Genomic DNA, 17,015 nt, shown 5'->3' with positions numbered 1-17,015 from the left:
TCATCGCATTAGAATGAGCGTTCGAAACGCAGGATACCGCCGACACTGCTCTTCTTGTTGGCATTGGTCCAGTTCACTTCGGAAGCTTTCACCTTTCCGACGGCGGAGCCTCCGTAGCGGTCATAGTCGAGTTCAGCCGTAACTGTGAAATCTGGAAGAAGCGCGTAGGCGACGTTCCCAGCGACACCATAGTTCTTGAGCTGATCACCCGAGAGCTGAAGGTTCAACGAAGTTGTCTCGTTGAGCTCGTAAGCGGCGCCAGCCCAGAAAGCCCAGTTCCCGCCCCAAATCTTATAGAAGCCGCGACCATGAGCGTCGATCGCGTTCATGGGGTCGTCGTTGAGCTTGCCATTGGAACCGTAGCCGAACATTCCGAACAGCAACAGTTCGTTGGTGACATTGATGTCGACACGGACCTTGGCGGCCACCGATTCGTAGTTGCTATCATAACCAGCAACGCCGGTGATCGCTCCCCAGCCATGTGTGTATTTCAAGCCGCCGACTATGTGCGGAGCGTAGTTGTCGATTGTGCCGACCACGCCTGAGCCTTCTTCGAGCGAAACCACGGCCGAAAAGCCGTTCCCGGCGTCGAAGTAGTACTGGACCACATTGGTATCCAAAGCGCCGTACGGAACCGGCGTCTGGTTGAGTACGTCACCCGCGCCGCCAATAAACATGTCGAAGGCCGACCAGTCCTTACCAACTCGGAGGCCACCAAGCTGAATCCAGGCGAAAGTCAAGATGCTGTCTCCGTTGAAGGCATAGGACCGAGAACTGTCCGAAACCGAAGTGTGGCGGTTACCGAAATTCACGCGGGTTTCGGTGTAGGTCTTCAACGTGCCGAGTTCGGTCTCCTGGCCGGTCCAAGCTTTCAGTGTGAAGCGCGTGTTGTTTTGCCATGTACCCTGATCCTCACCAGTCCTCACATCTGAGGTTCTTGCGTGGTAAAACAATCCGACATCGCCCAAGCCCACGTAGTAGCTAAGATAGCCGCCGATGCGCAGGCAGGTCTCGGTGCCTGAAATATAGACGTAGCTGGAGCCGTAGACGTCGCAGATCTTGAGGTACTCAGTGGGATCAGGCTCGGGGACGATGATCACGGCGCGAGCGTCGGAAGCGGCGATCAGTGCCGCAGTTGAGCCGAGGAGGAGGCTCCCAATGGTCATTGTTGATCTCCGTCTAAACAGTAAAAGGAATCGAGACCGATAAATGATTTTTGCTAAGCAAACGATTGATAGCGCATCAAGCTGAATTCTAGGAGTGTTGCTGCACCTGTCGTGCTAATACTCAGGAGAATTTAGAATGTGACTGAGACTTGTTGTCACATATATTAAGCAGTTATCACTCCCGGACGGTCATACAACATTTTTATACAATCACCCCTTTTCACCTCCGCGGTGGGCCTTACAAAGGGTACTACTGCAAATAACGTACCATCCTGACGACCCAGCTGCGGCTTGAAGCTCAAATGTGCGGGCGGACCTTGGTTCCCGCTTCCGTTCTTTTTGCCTTGCGGATCCACCCAAGCAGGAACGGCAAATCTTTCGGCTACGGCTCGTCTGTTCGCTTCGCGACAGTTTGGCTTAATGGCGACGGCATTGTTTGCTGTGAGCCCCGCCGTTGAGGCATCATGCGGCGGCCACCGCCCGGTACGACGCCGTCACTTTGGCGAGCTGATGGTCGATAACCACGCGCCGCAGCCTTGCACCACTGAATCAGTAGGCGCTAGCCTTGGCAGTGCGGCGGACCTGACGGTCGCGTCGAGCAGGTTCTCGTCCTGAAAGCGGCGCGCCACAGCTAATGCTTCTTGCCAGCAATTCACACAACGAGCTCATCGAGATGGCAGAGATCACTATGGGGCGGCGCTAGCTGGCGAGCAAAGTCTGGTCCCAACACCGTATTGTCTCGTCGGATGCGGCATCTGCGCTCAGAAGAATCTCCCACGCGCAGATGAAGGGAAGGTACGGTGGAACAAAACGGTGCGCGTGAGGGTTGCGGCGGGAACACCACGCTGACCGAGTGCGCTCAGACCATCGCTGTCCAGCCAAGACTGAACGGCGCCCATTGCTAAAAAATTTCGAGCCCAAAGCGGAACGGACTGACATAGCGCAAAGACGCAGGCGAGCGCAGCGGTAAGGTTGGATGTTATCAGCATGGGACGGTGACCGTTGCAGACCACGAAATTTCGAGAGGCCCGGCTGCCTTGGTACACTATCTATCCGGCTGTGTCGGAGTTCTCTGGGGCGGTCGGCGCCGAGGCTTATGAGGAATGGCTCAGGAACCTGCCGGCTGATGATCCGGTGTCACTCTATCTGCACGTTCCGTTCTGCCGATCAGCCTGCTGGTATTGCGGCTTCCCAACCACCATCACCCGCCGTGATGCGCCCATCCTCAACTATCTGGCGGCGCTGCGTGACGAGATCCGTCTGGTTTCGGTGCGAGTGCCGAAGACGTTGCCCGTGAGCGACATACATTTCGGCGGCGGAACGCCGTCTCTCATCGGACCAGCCGAGTTCCTCGCTCTGATGGAGTTCCTGCGATGCCGCTTCGCCATCTCGAAAACAGCTACGGTCGCCATCGAGATCGATCCACGCACGCTCACGCCCGAGATGGCGGAAGGCTTGGGAGCGGCCGGCGTGAACCGCGCGAGCCTGGGCGTACAGAGCTTCGATCCCATTGTTCAAAAAGCGATCAACCGGATCCAGAGCGAGGCCCAGACGTCGGCTGCCGTGGAAATGCTGCGCCGGCATGGAGTAAGCCGCATCAACTTCGACCTCATCTACGGCCTGCCGCGTCAAACGGTGGAGTCGTGCGTCGAAACAGTGAGGGCGGCGGTCGCCATGCGCCCCGACCGGCTTGCCTTGTTCGGCTACTCGCACATCCCATCCCAAATAAAGAATCAGCGCCTCATCGAGGCGGAATTTCTTCCCGACAGCGCTGCCCGCGCTGAACAGTATGCGGCTGTCACCGTGACGCTGATTGCCGCCGGCTACCGACAGATCGGGCTCGACCATTTCGCCTTGCCGGACGACGAGCTCGCGCTGGCACAGGAAACAGGTCGCCTGCGACGTAACTCGTTGGGCTACTCGGCCGATACCTGCAGAACCCTGATCGGTTTCGGCGCGTCGGCTATCGGCCGCATCGGCCAAGGATACGTTCAAAACGAAGTTACACGGGATTCCTACATCCGGCACATCGCAGCTGGCCGACTGGCGACATCGAAGGGCCATCGCCTCACAGACGACGACCGCGTGCGAGCCGCAATTATCGAGCGATTAATGTGCGATTTCGAGGCTGACGTGCCGGCAATCTGTGTCGCCCACGGATCTGATCCGATCCATCTTCGCGATTCGGCTGAGCGCTTGGCCATGCTGGCCAAGGACGGGATAGTGGACTTCGAAAACGGCTTTGTCCGCGTACGGCGGGAGCATCGCTTTGGGATTCGCGCTGTCGCTGCCGCATTCGATGTGTTTAGGGATGGCGTTACGTATATCCCGCAGCAGCTTAATGCGATGCAAAGCACAACATAGTCCGGCATCAATGTCTCCGCTTGGAACCGCCGGCCTACTTGCCACGCCGGCCGGGCGCTGGTCTGGCAAGTGGGCTTTCCGTTTGCCAATGCGTTCGTTCCCGGCCCTCACGGGGCGGCGAGTCCCTGCCGTGAGCGCCTCACCCGCGAGGCTACATGGCGGCCGTGGAGACTACCTCAGCAGCGGCGCCCGATCGGAAACCTTAGCACCTCAGCGCTTTGGCGTGGCTGCTTGAACTCTTCGACGGCAACCGCCTCAATTAGCAGGTCCAAGGCTTCGCGGCCCCTTTGACTCATCGGGTCATCCCCACAAAGGTAGTCATACGCTCGATCTAAATGCACTCGGGCGGCGGAAAAATCGCTTGTCATATCATAGAACCCTCTCTACCCGCCCGCATTGCCGTCTACGAGGTGAAGGTAGTGCAATCGTCAATATATACAGATAAATTTGAATTAAATCGGAGATGATCATGGAGGCCGAGTTCCCTGACCTGATGCCGCCATCGAGCCCGCCGACGACCACTCGCTGGCGCTCGGTCGCTTCATAAATGCCGAGCACCCCGTCCCGCGACCACCTCTGACCTCCCTCCTTCGATGCTAGACGCGTGGAAGACATGGCTGCGCCGCCGCTGCGAGAAAGGCGTGTCCCGTTGCGCGGCGGCTGCATAGTGGGCAGCCAGCGCCGGGAGCTAATCGGCAAAGCCGCGTGTGGCGATTTTGCATAGCGGGCGCAGGCGAATCGCCACGCCCGTCCAGCATGTCCGATGCCGCGTAGGCCGCCAGGATCCCTGAGCGGAGTGCATGCACGATCCCGCGTGATGACAGTGGATCGGCACAGAACAGGCAGTCGCCCGCCGCGACCCAGCGGTCACCGGCGGCGGGATCGATCGTTGCGGTTCCCGCCGCCTTGATCATGCTGGCGGTCTCGATTGCGTTGGGCGGCACGAGCGGCGCGACGGACTGCGTTGCGGCTAAAGCGCGGTACCAATGTCCGGCTTTGCGCAGTTCGCTGCCCAGATCCGGATCGGTGAGGCACGCGCAAGTCGGCGCTGTACCACCAGCCTTCGGGACGCGCCTCGACGACCATGCTGCAATCGCCCGGTGCGCGGTCGAAAAAGCGTGTGTAGGCGGCAAGATGTCCGTGCATGGTGAGCTTGGCGCCGAAACATCGGGCCAGCCTCCAACTGGACCGGTCGCCCAAACCACGGCGCGGGCAACGATAGCTTCATCGGCCAGCTTGAGCAGCCAGCCTTGATCGTCGCGCACTGCCGAACCCACGGCCGAGCCAAACCGCGTGTCCACACCTGCCGCCTTGGCCGCCTGCACCATCAGCCGGTCGAATCGCGTCCGGTCGAGCTGCCAGCCGGCACCTTGAGCGGAAAACATGCCGTGCCGCTCGCTGGGAACTTCATTGGCCCACACCGAAACAAGCGCACGATTTTCAACGAAGCCGGCCTCGGCGAACGGCGTCCAGACACCAAGCTGACGCAGCAGCCCATTCGCTACTGCCGGCAGCACCTCTCCCGGCTTTGGCCGATCATGCCTTCCTGCTTCCAGCAACAGCACGCTCCGCGCGGGTGCATCGTTGCCAACGCCAGTCCGGATGTGGTCGCCGCCGAACGTGATCGTCTCAGCGAGCTGGCGGGACAAAATGCCAACCTCAAGATAGCGTTGGCCCGGATCAGCGAGGCGGACTGAGGAAGACTTTAAATTCAAAAGGTGACACGCGGCAATAGTCGCGTGCCGCTGTAGCCCCAGGCTCCGCTTCACCGTCGGGACCGATCGGTCGCACTCTCAGCCTGGGGTTCTTCTCTGCCACCCATCATCGAATTTTGGTGGATTGTCCGTCTCCCGCACCGGTTTGAGCGCGATAGACAAGAATCGCGTTTTCTGTGCCGGCCGGGCTTCAATGACGGGGATGGCGAAAAGCTGAGTGCTCGGGCTTGCGGGCCGAGCTTGTCGGCCGCTCGATGGAAAGGGTCATTTGAGGTGGGGTCTCGGCCGCGTGCAGCTGAAAGACACGCTCGTCCAGTTCCTTGTCCACTTCCGTCAGACGATGATTGAGGCGAAGGTAGTCCGTCCAGGTCGGCGTGCGGAACGTTTCTGTCCAATGCATAGGCTTCTGCAGGTTCCGCTGGAGCGTCCAGTTCCGAGCACCGACGCGGCTGTGTACATGGCGCCGCTGCCGCATGAGGTCGAGGAAGGCCTCGAGATTTCTCTCGGCTATCAGATATTCGATCTTGACCACGATCGGGCCGCTCCTCGGCTTCAAGTTGAGAGAGACAGCTGGGGCATCGAATTCCTCCAAGGGATCGGGCTCGGAGTCGCGGTGCTCTCGAAGAGGAAAGAGAACGCCGGCTGCAGCGACGATCAACAGGGCTCCAGCGGAGCCCTCCAGCGCCCAGGTCAACGAATGGTTTTCGGCCACCGTGCCCCACACCCAGCTGCCGAGCGCGATGCCGCCGTCTATCAAAGCATAGTAGATCGAGATGGTGCGCCCCACGACCCAGCGCGGGCTCGCCAGCTGCACGCTCACACCAACCCCGGACCAGGCGGTCACCCAGCCCGCGCCGCCCAAGGCGAGTGCAATTGCCGCAACGGCAATCGAAGATGTCAGTGCCAGGGAGAGAGAACACGCCGCACAGGCGACGCAGGAGAGCCTCATCAGCCTTTCTTGCGACAAGCTCCGTCTGAACAGGCTGTTGGAGAGGCCGGCGAAAACGGCACCGGTCCCGAAGCCAGCCATGAGCGCGCCATAGGCAAGCGGGCCTCCTCCCAGCTGGTCGCGGACAACCACCGGCAGCAGCGCGAGTATGGCGATGCTCGCCAGGCCAAAGAGGGTTCCGCGCGCGATCGCGGCCTTGATTTCCGATGACATCGCCGTGAAGCGCAGCCCGTCATAGATCGCCGTCCTCATCGACTCGCGTGGAAGAGGGGAAGAACGAACCTTCCACTTGCAGCGCCAAATAGTGGCCAAGGGTACGAAATAGGTGAGCGTGGTCACCGCGAATGCCGCCATAAGGCCAAACGAGGCAACTACAATGCCGCCGAGCGCCGGGCCCACAGTCCGGACGGTATTGAATCCAACAGAAAGCAGGGTGACGGCAGCGGGAACATCTCGTCGATCCACAATATCGCCAACCGACGCTTGCCAGGCCGGATCATTGAGAGCACCGCCGCTTGCGATCAAGAAGCTGAAGCCGAGGATCATCCACGGACTGACAAAGCCCAGCGCCAGCGATGCGGTCAGCATCGCGGAGGCAGTCACCATAAGGCACCGACCGGCGAACATGACCCGGCGCCGGCTGAAATTGTCAGCGAGAGCCCCGGCGAAGACAGACAAGACGAAGGCGGGCACGTTCGATGAAGCCTGAACCAACGCAACCATCAGATCGGAAGTCGAGATCGTTGCCATCAGCCAGCTGATGGCGACAGTCTGCATCAACCAGCCGAGGCTTGAAACCTGCGTGGCGAGCCAGATCGAGCGAAAGGTGGGCTGCAGAAGTGGCCCAAAGGTCGTTGGTGCAGCCAAATCTTCGTTTGATCCAGCCACCCTACTCATTTTGCGAACCTTTTCTTTCCGTTATTGTCGCTTCCCATGTAATCTAGGCTGAACCGTGGCGGCTTAAGAATAGATGGCCCATTTGCCTACGACGAATGTGGCCACAGTTCCTCCTGACCAGTTGTCAGGCGGCCGGGACGCAGACATGGGCCGGCTCACTCGCCTTCAACGACATCTTGGTGAGCCGGGATTCACATGTCATTTGAGGCATCATGCTCGATCGACGCGCTGCCGAGCGATTTTTCGCGAAACGTTACCCTGTTCTTTTGTTGGAAACTCACTCATCAGCGGCGTTCGATGCTGAGTGTGGCTTCCGAAAAGTGAGGACGCTTGCAGATCTTTGACAGGATCAGTTCCCTGATAGATGCAGACGATTGCCAGGCCGCGATCGAAGACGCGCGCGCCCTGCTCCTTCAGTTCGGACAAAAGTCTGATGCGCTCACACATGCGATCGACGAGTTTCTGCTCGACCTGATGACATTGGCTTTCATCGTCGAATGTTACGGACGCGGCTTTGAACTTTTGGCGCGAACGCTTGCCCGTAGAAGGCTGGCGAAGGTCAGACTGTTGTCGGGAGGGGTCGGCCGGGCAGAACGGGTTCCAAAGCCTGATGGCTGAACCGGCGATCGAGCCGCGTTCCATTAACGACGTGGCGACCGCCAAAAAAAGGGCATCGGAAAACCGAGGCCCTTTAGGTGTAAAGTCAAAACCTTCAGAGGGGAACAGCTGATACCATGGAATGGGAGGAAACCATCGCGTGCATCAGCTGTAAGCTTAATGGCTAAAAGTTGTGCAATGCGCAAACACATTTTGTGCAATGCAGCTATGCAGTAACGCAAAGCCTCAAGTTGCAAGATCGATTTTGGAAATGTTTGCTGCTCGTACGGTGATGGGCGAGATCCTTAAGCGTATGTACGGCGGCATGATGGACGCTTGCAAGCAGCCAGACAAGATTATCGCGAAGCTAAAATAAGAGGTTCGATCCAATCGGCGATGCTCAATACCCGCGCCATTCTGGTTCAGCCGGGCGTTACATCGCCTCGCCAAGTTGAGGATGTATTGGTCGCGAGCAGCCGTGCGCCAATTTGGAACCCACGACCATATGCAACGATTGGGGACTGTCCGAAGAAGGCCGAGAACGGTTGAAAGTGCGCTAGATGGAGATATTCTGAATTGGAACGGGGGCCTGGTTCATCGCCAAAGCGAGACATGGATGAAAAGCAGATCGCGCCCAACGCCTGATCCAACCATTGCAACGGAAGTCCCCTGGTCGGAAAGCCTAACCGCATATGATGACAAGCATTTCGAGCTCTATTTGAAGCTCATGGACGCTTGCGCCGACAGTGCCAGCGAAGAGGAGATGGCGCTGGATGTACTGGGTATCGATCCGGTCAAAGAGCCAATCCGCGCCCGTAAGGCCCTTCGCAGTCACCTCAAACGGGTGCTCTGGTTTATGCATGAGGGCCATAAGGAACTGCTTCCAAGCCGGCCGCCTCAATAACTGCGGCGCCGAACAAGGTTGCCCGAGAGATCAGGTGGCGCCCTCGGGGGATGCGAGGACACTTGAAAGCCGCAATCGGGTTATCATCTCCATACTGCGTGATCTCTCGGTGTACTACGGTCCCGACTTTACGGATGTCACCCCCGTCGGCCTGGGGCACCCCTTCAAGGTGACATTCACGTCGGCCCCGGATTTGTCTGGCACCTACGAGAACGTTGCAGGGAGCGGCTCGGTAAGCGGCTTTGAACGACCCGGTCAACTCGTAATGACCTACTCCGGAGCAGATGGGATGTCCCATGGAGTTGCCATTCTCCAAGACATTCAGACCCACCTTTCTTCCAACAACGTCGAGCATGATTACGTGGGAGCCGTTTTGGTCCACGCTTGCTATAAGGCGGACACCCAGCAGTGCGATGCCGCCAAATCACGCAATATAAATTCTGCAGGGCGATTTTGTCGAAAAACAGGGAACCCGACAAGGATCCTTCCCTCAAGGGTTACTCGACGAACCATGTTCGGCTTTTCAGAACGATCTGAAGCTGAAACTTAGCCCGACGGCACAGCTTTAGGCACGAAGGCGCTCACCAGGGTCGCAGCTCAAAGAGAACGGCGCCCTTCGCCGGGGGGCCGTCCGTTCCGCATCCCGCCTGACGGCGGCGCGTTGCTGATGCTCCTACGGCCGCCCTGTTGAGCCGGTCTCAGGGCCACGGTCTTTCTCCTGCACCGATCTGACTTGGTCCCGCTGGCGGGCATTTAGGTGCTTCCGTTTTGTACGCTCTTCTTTCTTGGGCCGCTTCGCGGCACGGCTGCGCCGACATGGATGTGCCTAGCGGCACCTCTCCTATGTAGCGGGAAGAGAGGCGCGCGGCCCTCTCTCCCCAGCAAGCCGCCGCGGGCGGGTTCCCCCATCTTCCTCCGCTTCGCTAGGTGCAGACCGGGGAGACCCCTCCGCCCCCGGGACTTGCCCCCCCTCGCTCCCCGCTACTCGCCGCGAGGCAGGGGTTCAGGGGACCTGAACCCATCAGGTCAATCCCTGAAATCAACACGAGCAAGTCCATGAATACCGCAGTTATCACTATCCCGCCCGCAGGTAGGGCCGAACTGGCCGCCAGCATCGAGGCCCATGGCCTCATCCATAACCTTTTGACCCGCAAGGCCCCGAAGGGAGCCAAGTTCGAAGTCGTCGCCGGAGGGCGGCGACTGGGGGCGTTGCGGTTGCTGCTGGACGAGGGCCGCACCTACAGGGCGTGGCTGTGACCAAGGATTATCCGGTCAACCGCTGGCTTGAAGACATTACGGCAGTTGCCGGCCATTATGCGTTTCTCCCTGAAGTCGACCTGCCAGATTTACTCAACGGCTTAGGCTACCGAAGCCTGGGGATGAGGATCTGGAGGGCATTGCCCAAACAGCGCGAGAGCACTGGGGAATCGGATTGCGACCGACCCCAACGTAGTTGCTCTGCTGGAGCAGATCGGCGTCGTCGTGGCGAGCGAACCAATGGAAACCACACAGTTGGATGGGCTAAGCAGGTGGGGATCTGATCGTCGCCCACACGTACTTCTAGCGCAGTCATTCGCGCGAAGACAATTTGATGCCGCGCACGAGTTGGCCCACCTCTTGCTGCACCGTGCAGTGTCCGAGGATGAGCTTGTCGAGAACTTCAAGCTGATCCAAGACCAAGCTCATCGGTTCGCTTCAGCGTTGCTTCTGCCGGCGAGTCAGTTCTCGGCTGAGGTCACTAGTGCCTCGCTTTGGGAGCTGAGAAGGTTCGCTGGCGCGTGTCCATCAAGGCTCAGATCATGCGTCTCCAACGCCTCTGCATTGTCGATGCCGAGGGAGCGACCCGCCTTTATCGTAGCTACAGCGCCAAGGGCTACTCAGGATCCGAGCCCTACGATGACGTTTGGCCGCTGCAGCAACCTACGTTACTGGCTGATGTATTTCGGACCGTGGTGGATGACGGGGGCTGTCCAAGGAAGAGCTTCGGCACGATCTGCCGTTGTTCGCTCATGATGTTGAGAGCTTGGCTGCACTTCCTCCGGGCTGGCTCTCGCAAGAGCCTGCTCGCGTCGTGAAGCTGAAGCTCGTGGCGCCGACCCGCGGTGAGGGGCCGTCCGGCCAGCTCGGCGAGGTCATACCAATGTCGCGCCGACAATAAGCGACGTCCGCCAAGAAATATGCCGCAAGCGAAACAGCGGTGGTGTGCTTACATATGGGCAAGCTGCCGTTGAGATAACCGTCTGCCTGTGCCTAGGCTGCCCTATAGCCGACAGGGAAAATGCGCTGGTGTTTCTTCTTGTAGATGCAGTAAGTGAGCAGATCGTAGGTGTTTGAGAAGCTGTGCAACCAGAATACATGGGGTTCGCCGTTCGCATCATAAAAGATGCTTTCGCCTTCGCCTACTGGACCCCGTTTGCGGTTCGTTGCGTGATCGCAGATCGCGGAATAGGCAACTGTGGTGGTGATTCCGGGAAAGTGCTCAGCTAAAGCTATCGATCTTGGAAAATATGCCACATTGTCATTCCCCGCCTTCTCGCAAATATCTCTGTGATACGGATGCCGACTGACAACGCCGAAGGCAGGAAACTCCGGGTCGCGTTCACAAACCATTTGCCAAAGTGTTGTTGTAAGTGTGTTCCCATAGCGCTTGCGAAGCTGCTCGATACTCTTCCATTCCAATGAGCAGTCCAGCGCTTCCGGTCGAAACCTTCCTCCGAGAAACAAGAGATGGCGTCCGCCATAGTTAGCTTCTGCTTCCATTGCCTGATGGAATGTTGGGTTCAGCGTGGACTCGTTGTCGCCCAGAAGCAGGGAGCGATGCCACGGTAGAAGGTCATGTGTAATTTCATGTGCGATGAGGAAGCGTCGCTTTAGCTCGGCTACCTCGTCATCGATGAAGATTCTTTTGTCGCCTTCCTTCAACATTAGGATACCACGAAGGCCATATTGCTGGACTACATCGACCATGCGCTTAGCCGTGCTGGTGATCTCGTTCCCAGCCATTCGCGCCCTGTGGGCGATCTCATCTAATAGGCTCAAGTTCGCCTTGCTATAATAGGTAAGGTCAAGCTTTTGCAGCGCGCGCACCTGCTCGAGCCTTAATGGGGGCTCTGGATTGCCGAGATCACGTAGCAAACGTGATATGTGCTCATGGATATCTCGGCGCTCAAAGTTCCCGATTATCGGCTCAATCGCAGACATGGTCATCCATTCTTCTTATCGATTGACGCCAGTACCTTAACGAAATCGTTGAGGTCGCGCCTTTCAGCCTGGCTTAGTTTCGATAGGTCGTCTGAACTCGCAGCAAAACGATGCACCGCTTCGGTGAGATTGTCATTCTGCGCGGACGCCGCCGCAGTCAGCAGTCCTACAGCACGTGCTGAAACCCCAATAAACTCGGCTAGCTGATGAACGGTACGCGGGCCTGGAACATAGTTGGGATCCTTCTCCACCTGCTCCAATTCCGCCGCATCAACACGAATTTTGGCAGCCAACTGCGCAATGCTTAAACCGTCCTTGCGTCGAAGCTGATGCACCAACTTAAACAACACAGCAGATTTCTGTTCGGGGGCAGCCGAATTAGGCTGCCCCGCAGTTGCTTGATGACGAGACTTCTCCTGCATAAGACGCTCAAGCGGAGCTGCGTCGCGGAGCGGGAGCCCCACGTCGCAATCGACATCCGGATCATGTTCGATATGGCTGCGCAGCCAATCGGCAGTGAAATGTAATTTCATGGTCGACTCCTCTTGTTAGTGTTGCACGGATAGGAAAGTCGCAGCATCCCTGCTGGAAAGCTCGAAGTATCTAAGTCCTTTATGTACTCCTTCGCTATCCGTTCCGAAATCCGTCATTCCGATCGCATCCCGGTAGAAAACTTCTGCGCCACGAAGTGAATGCAGACCAATTCGGCCACCAAATTCCTCTTCTAGGCTCAAGCTGACGGCCGTACCGATGAGCACACGGCCCGCGCCCTTGTAAGTCGGGTCAGCAACCAACTTTGGTCGGTTCCATGGAGCCGTCGCCAAAAACTCCACGTAGATCAGCGGCGCTCGCTGATGCTCGGGGTGGCGACTGAAGCAATCCTGACCGCCTTTGCGCGTCATCATGATGGCTTGGGTACTGCCACCACATTCAAGCACGAAGAAATCGAACAGGAAGGGGTCGTTCAGCGCAACCAGCGCCTTCTTGCCCCATTCCCAATGGGCGTCTTCAGCATTGACCTCTGCTAACGTCTGAAGGGAAGCCTTAGCCTCCCTCCGACGCAACTCAAAAAGAGGTCGCCAGCGTCCTTCGATATGCGCGAGATTCGTGCTGTCCAAGCCATGATACAGGTGTGCATCTTCGTACAGGCCTGTGGCACGATTTTTGAGAAAGACTCGATCGATCAGCCCTTTCATAGAACCATAAGCTCTACTTTTTCTGATTTATCCGCGCTTTCGACGAACACCTTTTCGCCCCGCGCCAGTCGATCATCGACTGATTTGTAGAGCCGCAGCGCTTGGCGAACGAGTGCGGTTTTAGACAACCCTTTTTCTTCACACATGGTTTCAAGGACGCTCATTTCTGCGTCCGACAAATTAAGCGTCATCGTACGCTTCACAGGCGCTTCTCCCTAACCAGCACTCTCCATGTAGCTATAAAGTCCATACCTGTCAATCAAAAAACAATCATTAATTAGCCAATCAATAGCTAGACATTGGCTAAAAACTCCATATATGATTTGTGCAGAATGAGAAACAAGGAGGGTTCAATGCCTGACGTAACGCACTTTACATATAAGCTGGATGGTCGCGTGATCGCCACCAATGACGCCATAATCTCAGGTCGCGAGGTCCGCACCATCGGCGGGCTCAATCCAGCTAGCGGTTATATTCTCATCCAGATTGCGGACGGGTCGACGCGTTCGATCGGGCTTGAGGAGCCGACCGACCTGCGACAGATGCCGCAGCCTGAGTTCCTTTCATTCGAAGGTGATCGGACCTTCTCCCTCACCGTCAACGAGCGCGGCTGGGAATGGGGGGCGGCCAAACTCTCCGCAGCTGACATCTACCGTTACGCCAGCATCGATGAGGAACTCGAGCTAATCCTGGACAGCGCCGGCGACGCGGTCATTCCCGCTGATGGCGAGGTGACTCTGGGCGGACAGGGAGTCGAGCGCATCCGCAGCCGCGAAGCGAAGACGGTGGTCATCAAAGTCAACGGGCGACCGCGTACGGTGCCCAAGAAAAAGCTCAGCTATCGTGAGGTTGCACTTCTCGCCTACCCTGACGCCGACTTCGAGAAATTCAAGTACACGATAACTTACCTGAAAGGTGTACACGGCGCGGAAGGTGATCTGGTGGAGGGCGAAAAGATCGAAGTCAAGAATGGGATGGTCTTCAATGTCCGCCGATCTGATAAGTCGTGATCCACATCTGAAGCAACTGCTGGACGAGGGGTTTGAGCTTGAGATGCGCGACCTCGTCCTCCTCGTTCACAGCGTGCCCTATGTGAAGCGGGACATGTCGCTTGGTCGAGGCACACTTGTCTGCACTCTGTCGCTGGATACGGAAGGCCTGACCTCGACTCCACTGACGGACCACACCATGTGGTTCGCCGGCGAGACGCCTTGCCATCGCGATGGCACGCCAATGACAAATATCATCCATAATAGTCAGGAAGCGACTGTGGGGTCGGACATCAAGGTCCACCATTATTTCTCGTCGAAGCCAGAAGGCACCGGCCAGTATGCCAACATTTACGACAAGGTTGTCACCTATGAGTCTCACCTCGGTGCTGCTGCGCGGTCTCACGACAAGACCGCCAACGCGCGTACAGGCGTCACGTTGGCCAGTGCGGAGGACGATAGTCCCTTCGCGATTCCCGATTCTGCGTCAGTCCGCTACGGAATCCTCGCCGCCAACCGCAAACTCAGGGGCAGCATCGCGATCATCGGCCTCGGCGGAACCGGTGCCTATCTGCTCGACCTCGCCGCCAAGACCCGTGTTGCCGAGATCCACATCTACGATGACGACCAGCTTCTCAACCACAATCTTTTCCGTTCGCCTGGTGCTCCTGAACTGGTGCTAGCGAAGAATTTCCCCCGCAAGGTAGATTATTACGCTGCGCTCTACGCGCGCATGCACAAGGGCGTGAAGCCGCACACCACTCGAGTGACGGCTGACAACATTGACGAATTTTCAGCCTATGACTTCGTATTTGTCTGCGTTGATAAGGGATCGTCGCGGCGCGTGATTGCCGAAGGGCTGGTTCGCCTGGGCATTGCATTTGTCGACACTGGCATAGGTATAGGGCTGGACGACAACACGCTCGACGGTTGCGCAAGGGCAACGTTTATTGCCCCTGGCATGCCGTGGGCGGAAGTGGCTACCCATCTGTCGTTCGGTGACGACGACGAAGAGGCCGATGTGTACGGAACCGAAATCCAGATCGCCGAACTCAATTCTTTGAACGCGATTATGGCGGTCATGCGCTGGAAACGCTGGCTGACCTTCTATCGTGATGAGCGCAACGAAAGGAACGCGACATACATGATCGAGGGCAACAATATCACAAACCGGGTGACATGATGGCTCGGGTGGATTGTCTTACAACGGTCTTCGTCGAAGACATTCCGGAACAACTGGAAGACGGTGTCCTTTACGTGTCGCGCGAATGCCACGTCGCGCTGCATAATTGCGCGTGTGGGTGCGGCGAGGAGGTTTCAACACCGCTCGTTCCGACTGAATATGACCTCATTATGGAAGACGAGGGAGCCTCGATATGGCCGTCGATCGGCAATCACGACTTCCCTTGTGGCTCGCACTACATCATTAAAAGCGGCCGCATCCAATGGGCCGGCAAGATGTCTCGCGCGCAGATCGAAGCGGGCCGCGTCCATGACCGTCTGCTCAAGCGCGGCGCCCAGCCGAAGGGGCTCAGGGCCATCGTCGCATGGTTCAAGCGCCTGTGGATCAAGTTCATTGGCTAATCAACGTTTGCCATGGGGTCGGCCGCAATTTGCGGTCGGGCTGGCGCCGACACGGCTGTCCTCCGATTGGCTCCAAGTAGGTCTAGGAAGCCGGTAGTCGTTGATGTTGCAAATCTGAATGAAGGGCAGGTTTCAGGGAAACGGTTACCTGGCGGCGTTGTCCAAATGAGGCGCGAAGCCCGATCTTTCATCCAGGAGCACCCGGACAACGCCGAAACTCGCTCGTCAGGGCCGGAGATCGCTTCGTTTTCTGTGAAGTCGGTCGATTAGGGATTCATTTTGGTCGGTACCCATCCAATTCTGAATGAACCGAATTTGGCGGTCTGACCGGCCGAACAGATAGGTGTCTGCTGACCCAACGACGTGTTCGTTTATTGGCCTAATGCCAAACCCAGACGCTGCCGCGCGCGGGATCATGTCTGTACCGCAATGCGGGCAAGAGCCCCCGAAACCCGTTTGCGGGCGGAATCTTCGCCCATCGACCAATGCGTTACGCATGGCACCTTTCCCGGCAATGCAGATATGTGGCAGAATTTATGGCCGGGAGCGGGAGCGAAGATATATGCGAGGGTAAAACCTTGGCATGCTTATCGTTGGGCGCGATCACTGAGAATGGCCTTTCAAACCAATCAGGAACCTGTTGCTGCCACCTACGGCATTGCCGGGACGTCGCGCCAGAACGCGACAATCGCGTCTGAGAACGTCTGGAACTGGTCATCGCTCACCTTGAGGTGCGTGTGGTTCAGCAGTTTCTCTGACCACGGCGGCCGAGTGCCTTTGAGCGGATCGTCTAGATACTCGGAGCAGGTTTTCTTCAGGTCATCCAGCGATTTTCCGGCGCCGTGCTTGTAGACGTTGACCACCAACCGGCACGCATCGAGCGTCTTGAAGTAGTCCGTGCTTCGGACTTTCCAGCCGAAACTTTCCAGGAGGTCTGCAATCTTGGCGAAATCCGCTGACCAGACCTTCGCAGCTGCCGTATCCCCTCGATGCCAGTTTCGTAATTCGCGGACCAGCCAGTCCCGCAGCTGTTTGTCCCACTCGTGGAACATCCCTGCGGTGACACTCAACCGGGTTTGGTCGCGTATGCCGCTCAGGAGCTGGTAGAACTCAATGCCGGCGTCGCGAGCAGCCTCGTAGAAATCCCCGGAATCGTCTCAAACCGGCCTTTGCTTTGCTCCAGCACTGCGGGGCCAGATCCGGCGTTCCCCGCCGCGCTGAAATGCCTCACTCCTGCGGCCTCACACTCGCCAGGAGGCACAAGTGCATCCCCATGCCTGACTGGCAGTGCGCTTCGCCGCAGGAAGAGTCCCGTTACTTTCCCGGCCTGGCAGGGCAGCTTGTCTCGGCGCCGCTGAATTCCGATCTGCAAAGCGGCCTCATTCCGTCACGCGCTGTGAAAAAAGGGCAGGAGGGCTACGGCTTCCATTTCAGCGTCAGCCGCTGAACGCTT

18 protein-coding genes are annotated in these 17,015 nt (G+C 57.8%); 8 read left to right on the top strand and 10 right to left on the bottom strand.

Annotation, left to right across the window (positions count from 1 at the left end; translation table 11 throughout):
- Window positions 1-8 precede the first annotated feature (8 nt).
- Entirely contained in the window at window positions 9-1,166 is a 1,158-nt protein-coding gene (locus NKJ76_RS27480) for a porin (protein ID WP_352538825.1), read from the bottom strand.
- Window positions 1,167-2,168: 1,002 nt separating this feature from the next.
- Here NKJ76_RS27480 and hemN point away from each other — a divergent pair.
- Window positions 2,169-3,530: an oxygen-independent coproporphyrinogen III oxidase gene (gene hemN / locus NKJ76_RS27475; RefSeq protein ID WP_352538824.1), complete on the top strand. Its 1,362-nt coding sequence runs from the start codon at window positions 2,169-2,171 to the stop codon at window positions 3,528-3,530.
- A 176-nt stretch (window positions 3,531-3,706) separates the two neighbouring features.
- Here the strand turns inward: hemN and NKJ76_RS27470 are convergent, their stop codons facing one another.
- From NKJ76_RS27470 to NKJ76_RS27455, 4 genes are all read right to left on the bottom strand, one after another.
- A complete protein-coding gene (locus NKJ76_RS27470) occupies window positions 3,707-3,898 on the bottom strand; it encodes a hypothetical protein (protein ID WP_023727257.1) in 192 nt (63 codons plus the stop codon).
- A 228-nt stretch (window positions 3,899-4,126) separates the two neighbouring features.
- The gene (locus tag NKJ76_RS27465; RefSeq protein WP_352538823.1) at window positions 4,127-5,179 is read right to left on the bottom strand and encodes an NAD(P)/FAD-dependent oxidoreductase; all 1,053 of its coding nucleotides are present in this window, start codon (window positions 5,177-5,179) and stop codon (window positions 4,127-4,129) included.
- 256 nt (window positions 5,180-5,435) lie between these two features.
- Complete coding sequence (locus tag NKJ76_RS27460) at window positions 5,436-7,091, bottom strand: MFS transporter (RefSeq protein WP_352538822.1); 1,656 nt, start codon at window positions 7,089-7,091, stop codon at window positions 5,436-5,438.
- Window positions 7,092-7,301: 210 nt separating this feature from the next.
- A complete protein-coding gene (locus NKJ76_RS27455) occupies window positions 7,302-7,754 on the bottom strand; it encodes a hypothetical protein (RefSeq protein WP_352538821.1) in 453 nt (150 codons plus the stop codon).
- A gap of 550 nt (window positions 7,755-8,304) precedes the next feature.
- On the opposite strand from NKJ76_RS27455, the gene NKJ76_RS27450 reads away from it, so the two are divergent.
- The 3 genes from NKJ76_RS27450 to NKJ76_RS27440 all read left to right on the top strand — a co-directional run bounded on the left by NKJ76_RS27450 (window position 8,305) and on the right by NKJ76_RS27440 (window position 10,605).
- Window positions 8,305-8,592, top strand: a complete 288-nt coding sequence (locus tag NKJ76_RS27450) for a hypothetical protein (protein WP_081726247.1) — start codon at window positions 8,305-8,307, stop codon at window positions 8,590-8,592.
- A gap of 1,056 nt (window positions 8,593-9,648) precedes the next feature.
- Window positions 9,649-9,849, top strand: a complete 201-nt coding sequence (locus NKJ76_RS27445; protein ID WP_352538820.1) for a ParB N-terminal domain-containing protein — start codon at window positions 9,649-9,651, stop codon at window positions 9,847-9,849.
- A gap of 240 nt (window positions 9,850-10,089) precedes the next feature.
- Window positions 10,090-10,605 (top strand): ImmA/IrrE family metallo-endopeptidase, encoded by a 516-nt coding sequence (locus tag NKJ76_RS27440; protein ID WP_352538819.1) that lies wholly within the window; start codon window positions 10,090-10,092, stop codon window positions 10,603-10,605.
- Between the two features lie 237 nt (window positions 10,606-10,842).
- On the opposite strand, the gene NKJ76_RS27435 is transcribed toward NKJ76_RS27440, so the two are convergent.
- From NKJ76_RS27435 to NKJ76_RS27420, 4 genes are read right to left on the bottom strand one after another with little or no spacing between them, the layout of a single operon-like run.
- Entirely contained in the window at window positions 10,843-11,799 is a 957-nt protein-coding gene (locus NKJ76_RS27435) for an ImmA/IrrE family metallo-endopeptidase (RefSeq protein WP_352538818.1), read from the bottom strand.
- Complete coding sequence (locus NKJ76_RS27430) at window positions 11,796-12,326, bottom strand: helix-turn-helix domain-containing protein (RefSeq protein WP_023830723.1); 531 nt, start codon at window positions 12,324-12,326, stop codon at window positions 11,796-11,798. The genes NKJ76_RS27435 and NKJ76_RS27430 overlap by 4 nt, the downstream gene beginning before the upstream one ends.
- Before the next feature lie 15 nt (window positions 12,327-12,341).
- A complete protein-coding gene (locus NKJ76_RS27425; protein WP_023697175.1) occupies window positions 12,342-12,989 on the bottom strand; it encodes a hypothetical protein in 648 nt (215 codons plus the stop codon).
- A complete protein-coding gene (locus NKJ76_RS27420; RefSeq protein WP_010913797.1) occupies window positions 12,986-13,192 on the bottom strand; it encodes a ribbon-helix-helix protein, CopG family in 207 nt (68 codons plus the stop codon). Before NKJ76_RS27420 ends, NKJ76_RS27425 begins: the two co-directional genes overlap by 4 nt.
- A 150-nt stretch (window positions 13,193-13,342) precedes the next feature.
- On the opposite strand from NKJ76_RS27420, the gene NKJ76_RS27415 reads away from it, so the two are divergent.
- The 3 genes from NKJ76_RS27415 to NKJ76_RS27405 are packed head-to-tail and all read left to right on the top strand — an operon-like array spanning window position 13,343 to window position 15,562.
- On the top strand, window positions 13,343-13,999 hold the full coding sequence (locus NKJ76_RS27415; protein ID WP_352538817.1) for a multiubiquitin domain-containing protein: 657 nt from the start codon (window positions 13,343-13,345) through the stop codon (window positions 13,997-13,999).
- Window positions 13,974-15,161: a ThiF family adenylyltransferase gene (locus NKJ76_RS27410; RefSeq protein WP_023697173.1), complete on the top strand. Its 1,188-nt coding sequence runs from the start codon at window positions 13,974-13,976 to the stop codon at window positions 15,159-15,161. Before NKJ76_RS27415 ends, NKJ76_RS27410 begins: the two co-directional genes overlap by 26 nt.
- Entirely contained in the window at window positions 15,161-15,562 is a 402-nt protein-coding gene (locus NKJ76_RS27405; RefSeq protein ID WP_032898265.1) for a ubiquitination-like system serine protease family protein, read from the top strand. Before NKJ76_RS27410 ends, NKJ76_RS27405 begins: the two co-directional genes overlap by 1 nt.
- 650 nt (window positions 15,563-16,212) lie before the next feature.
- Here NKJ76_RS27405 and NKJ76_RS27400 read toward each other — a convergent pair.
- Window positions 16,213-16,632 (bottom strand): hypothetical protein, encoded by a 420-nt coding sequence (locus NKJ76_RS27400; protein WP_245272726.1) that lies wholly within the window; start codon window positions 16,630-16,632, stop codon window positions 16,213-16,215.
- A 203-nt stretch (window positions 16,633-16,835) separates the two neighbouring features.
- On the opposite strand from NKJ76_RS27400, the gene NKJ76_RS27395 reads away from it, so the two are divergent.
- Window positions 16,836-17,009: a hypothetical protein gene (locus NKJ76_RS27395; protein ID WP_352538816.1), complete on the top strand. Its 174-nt coding sequence runs from the start codon at window positions 16,836-16,838 to the stop codon at window positions 17,007-17,009.
- Window positions 17,010-17,015 lie beyond the last annotated feature (6 nt).

The organism is Mesorhizobium sp. M0029 (assembly GCF_040323735.1).
Classification (GTDB): Bacteria; Pseudomonadota; Alphaproteobacteria; order Rhizobiales; family Rhizobiaceae; genus Mesorhizobium.
Note: the sequence above shows the minus strand (reverse complement) of the source record. Positions and strands in the feature narration are given on the sequence as shown.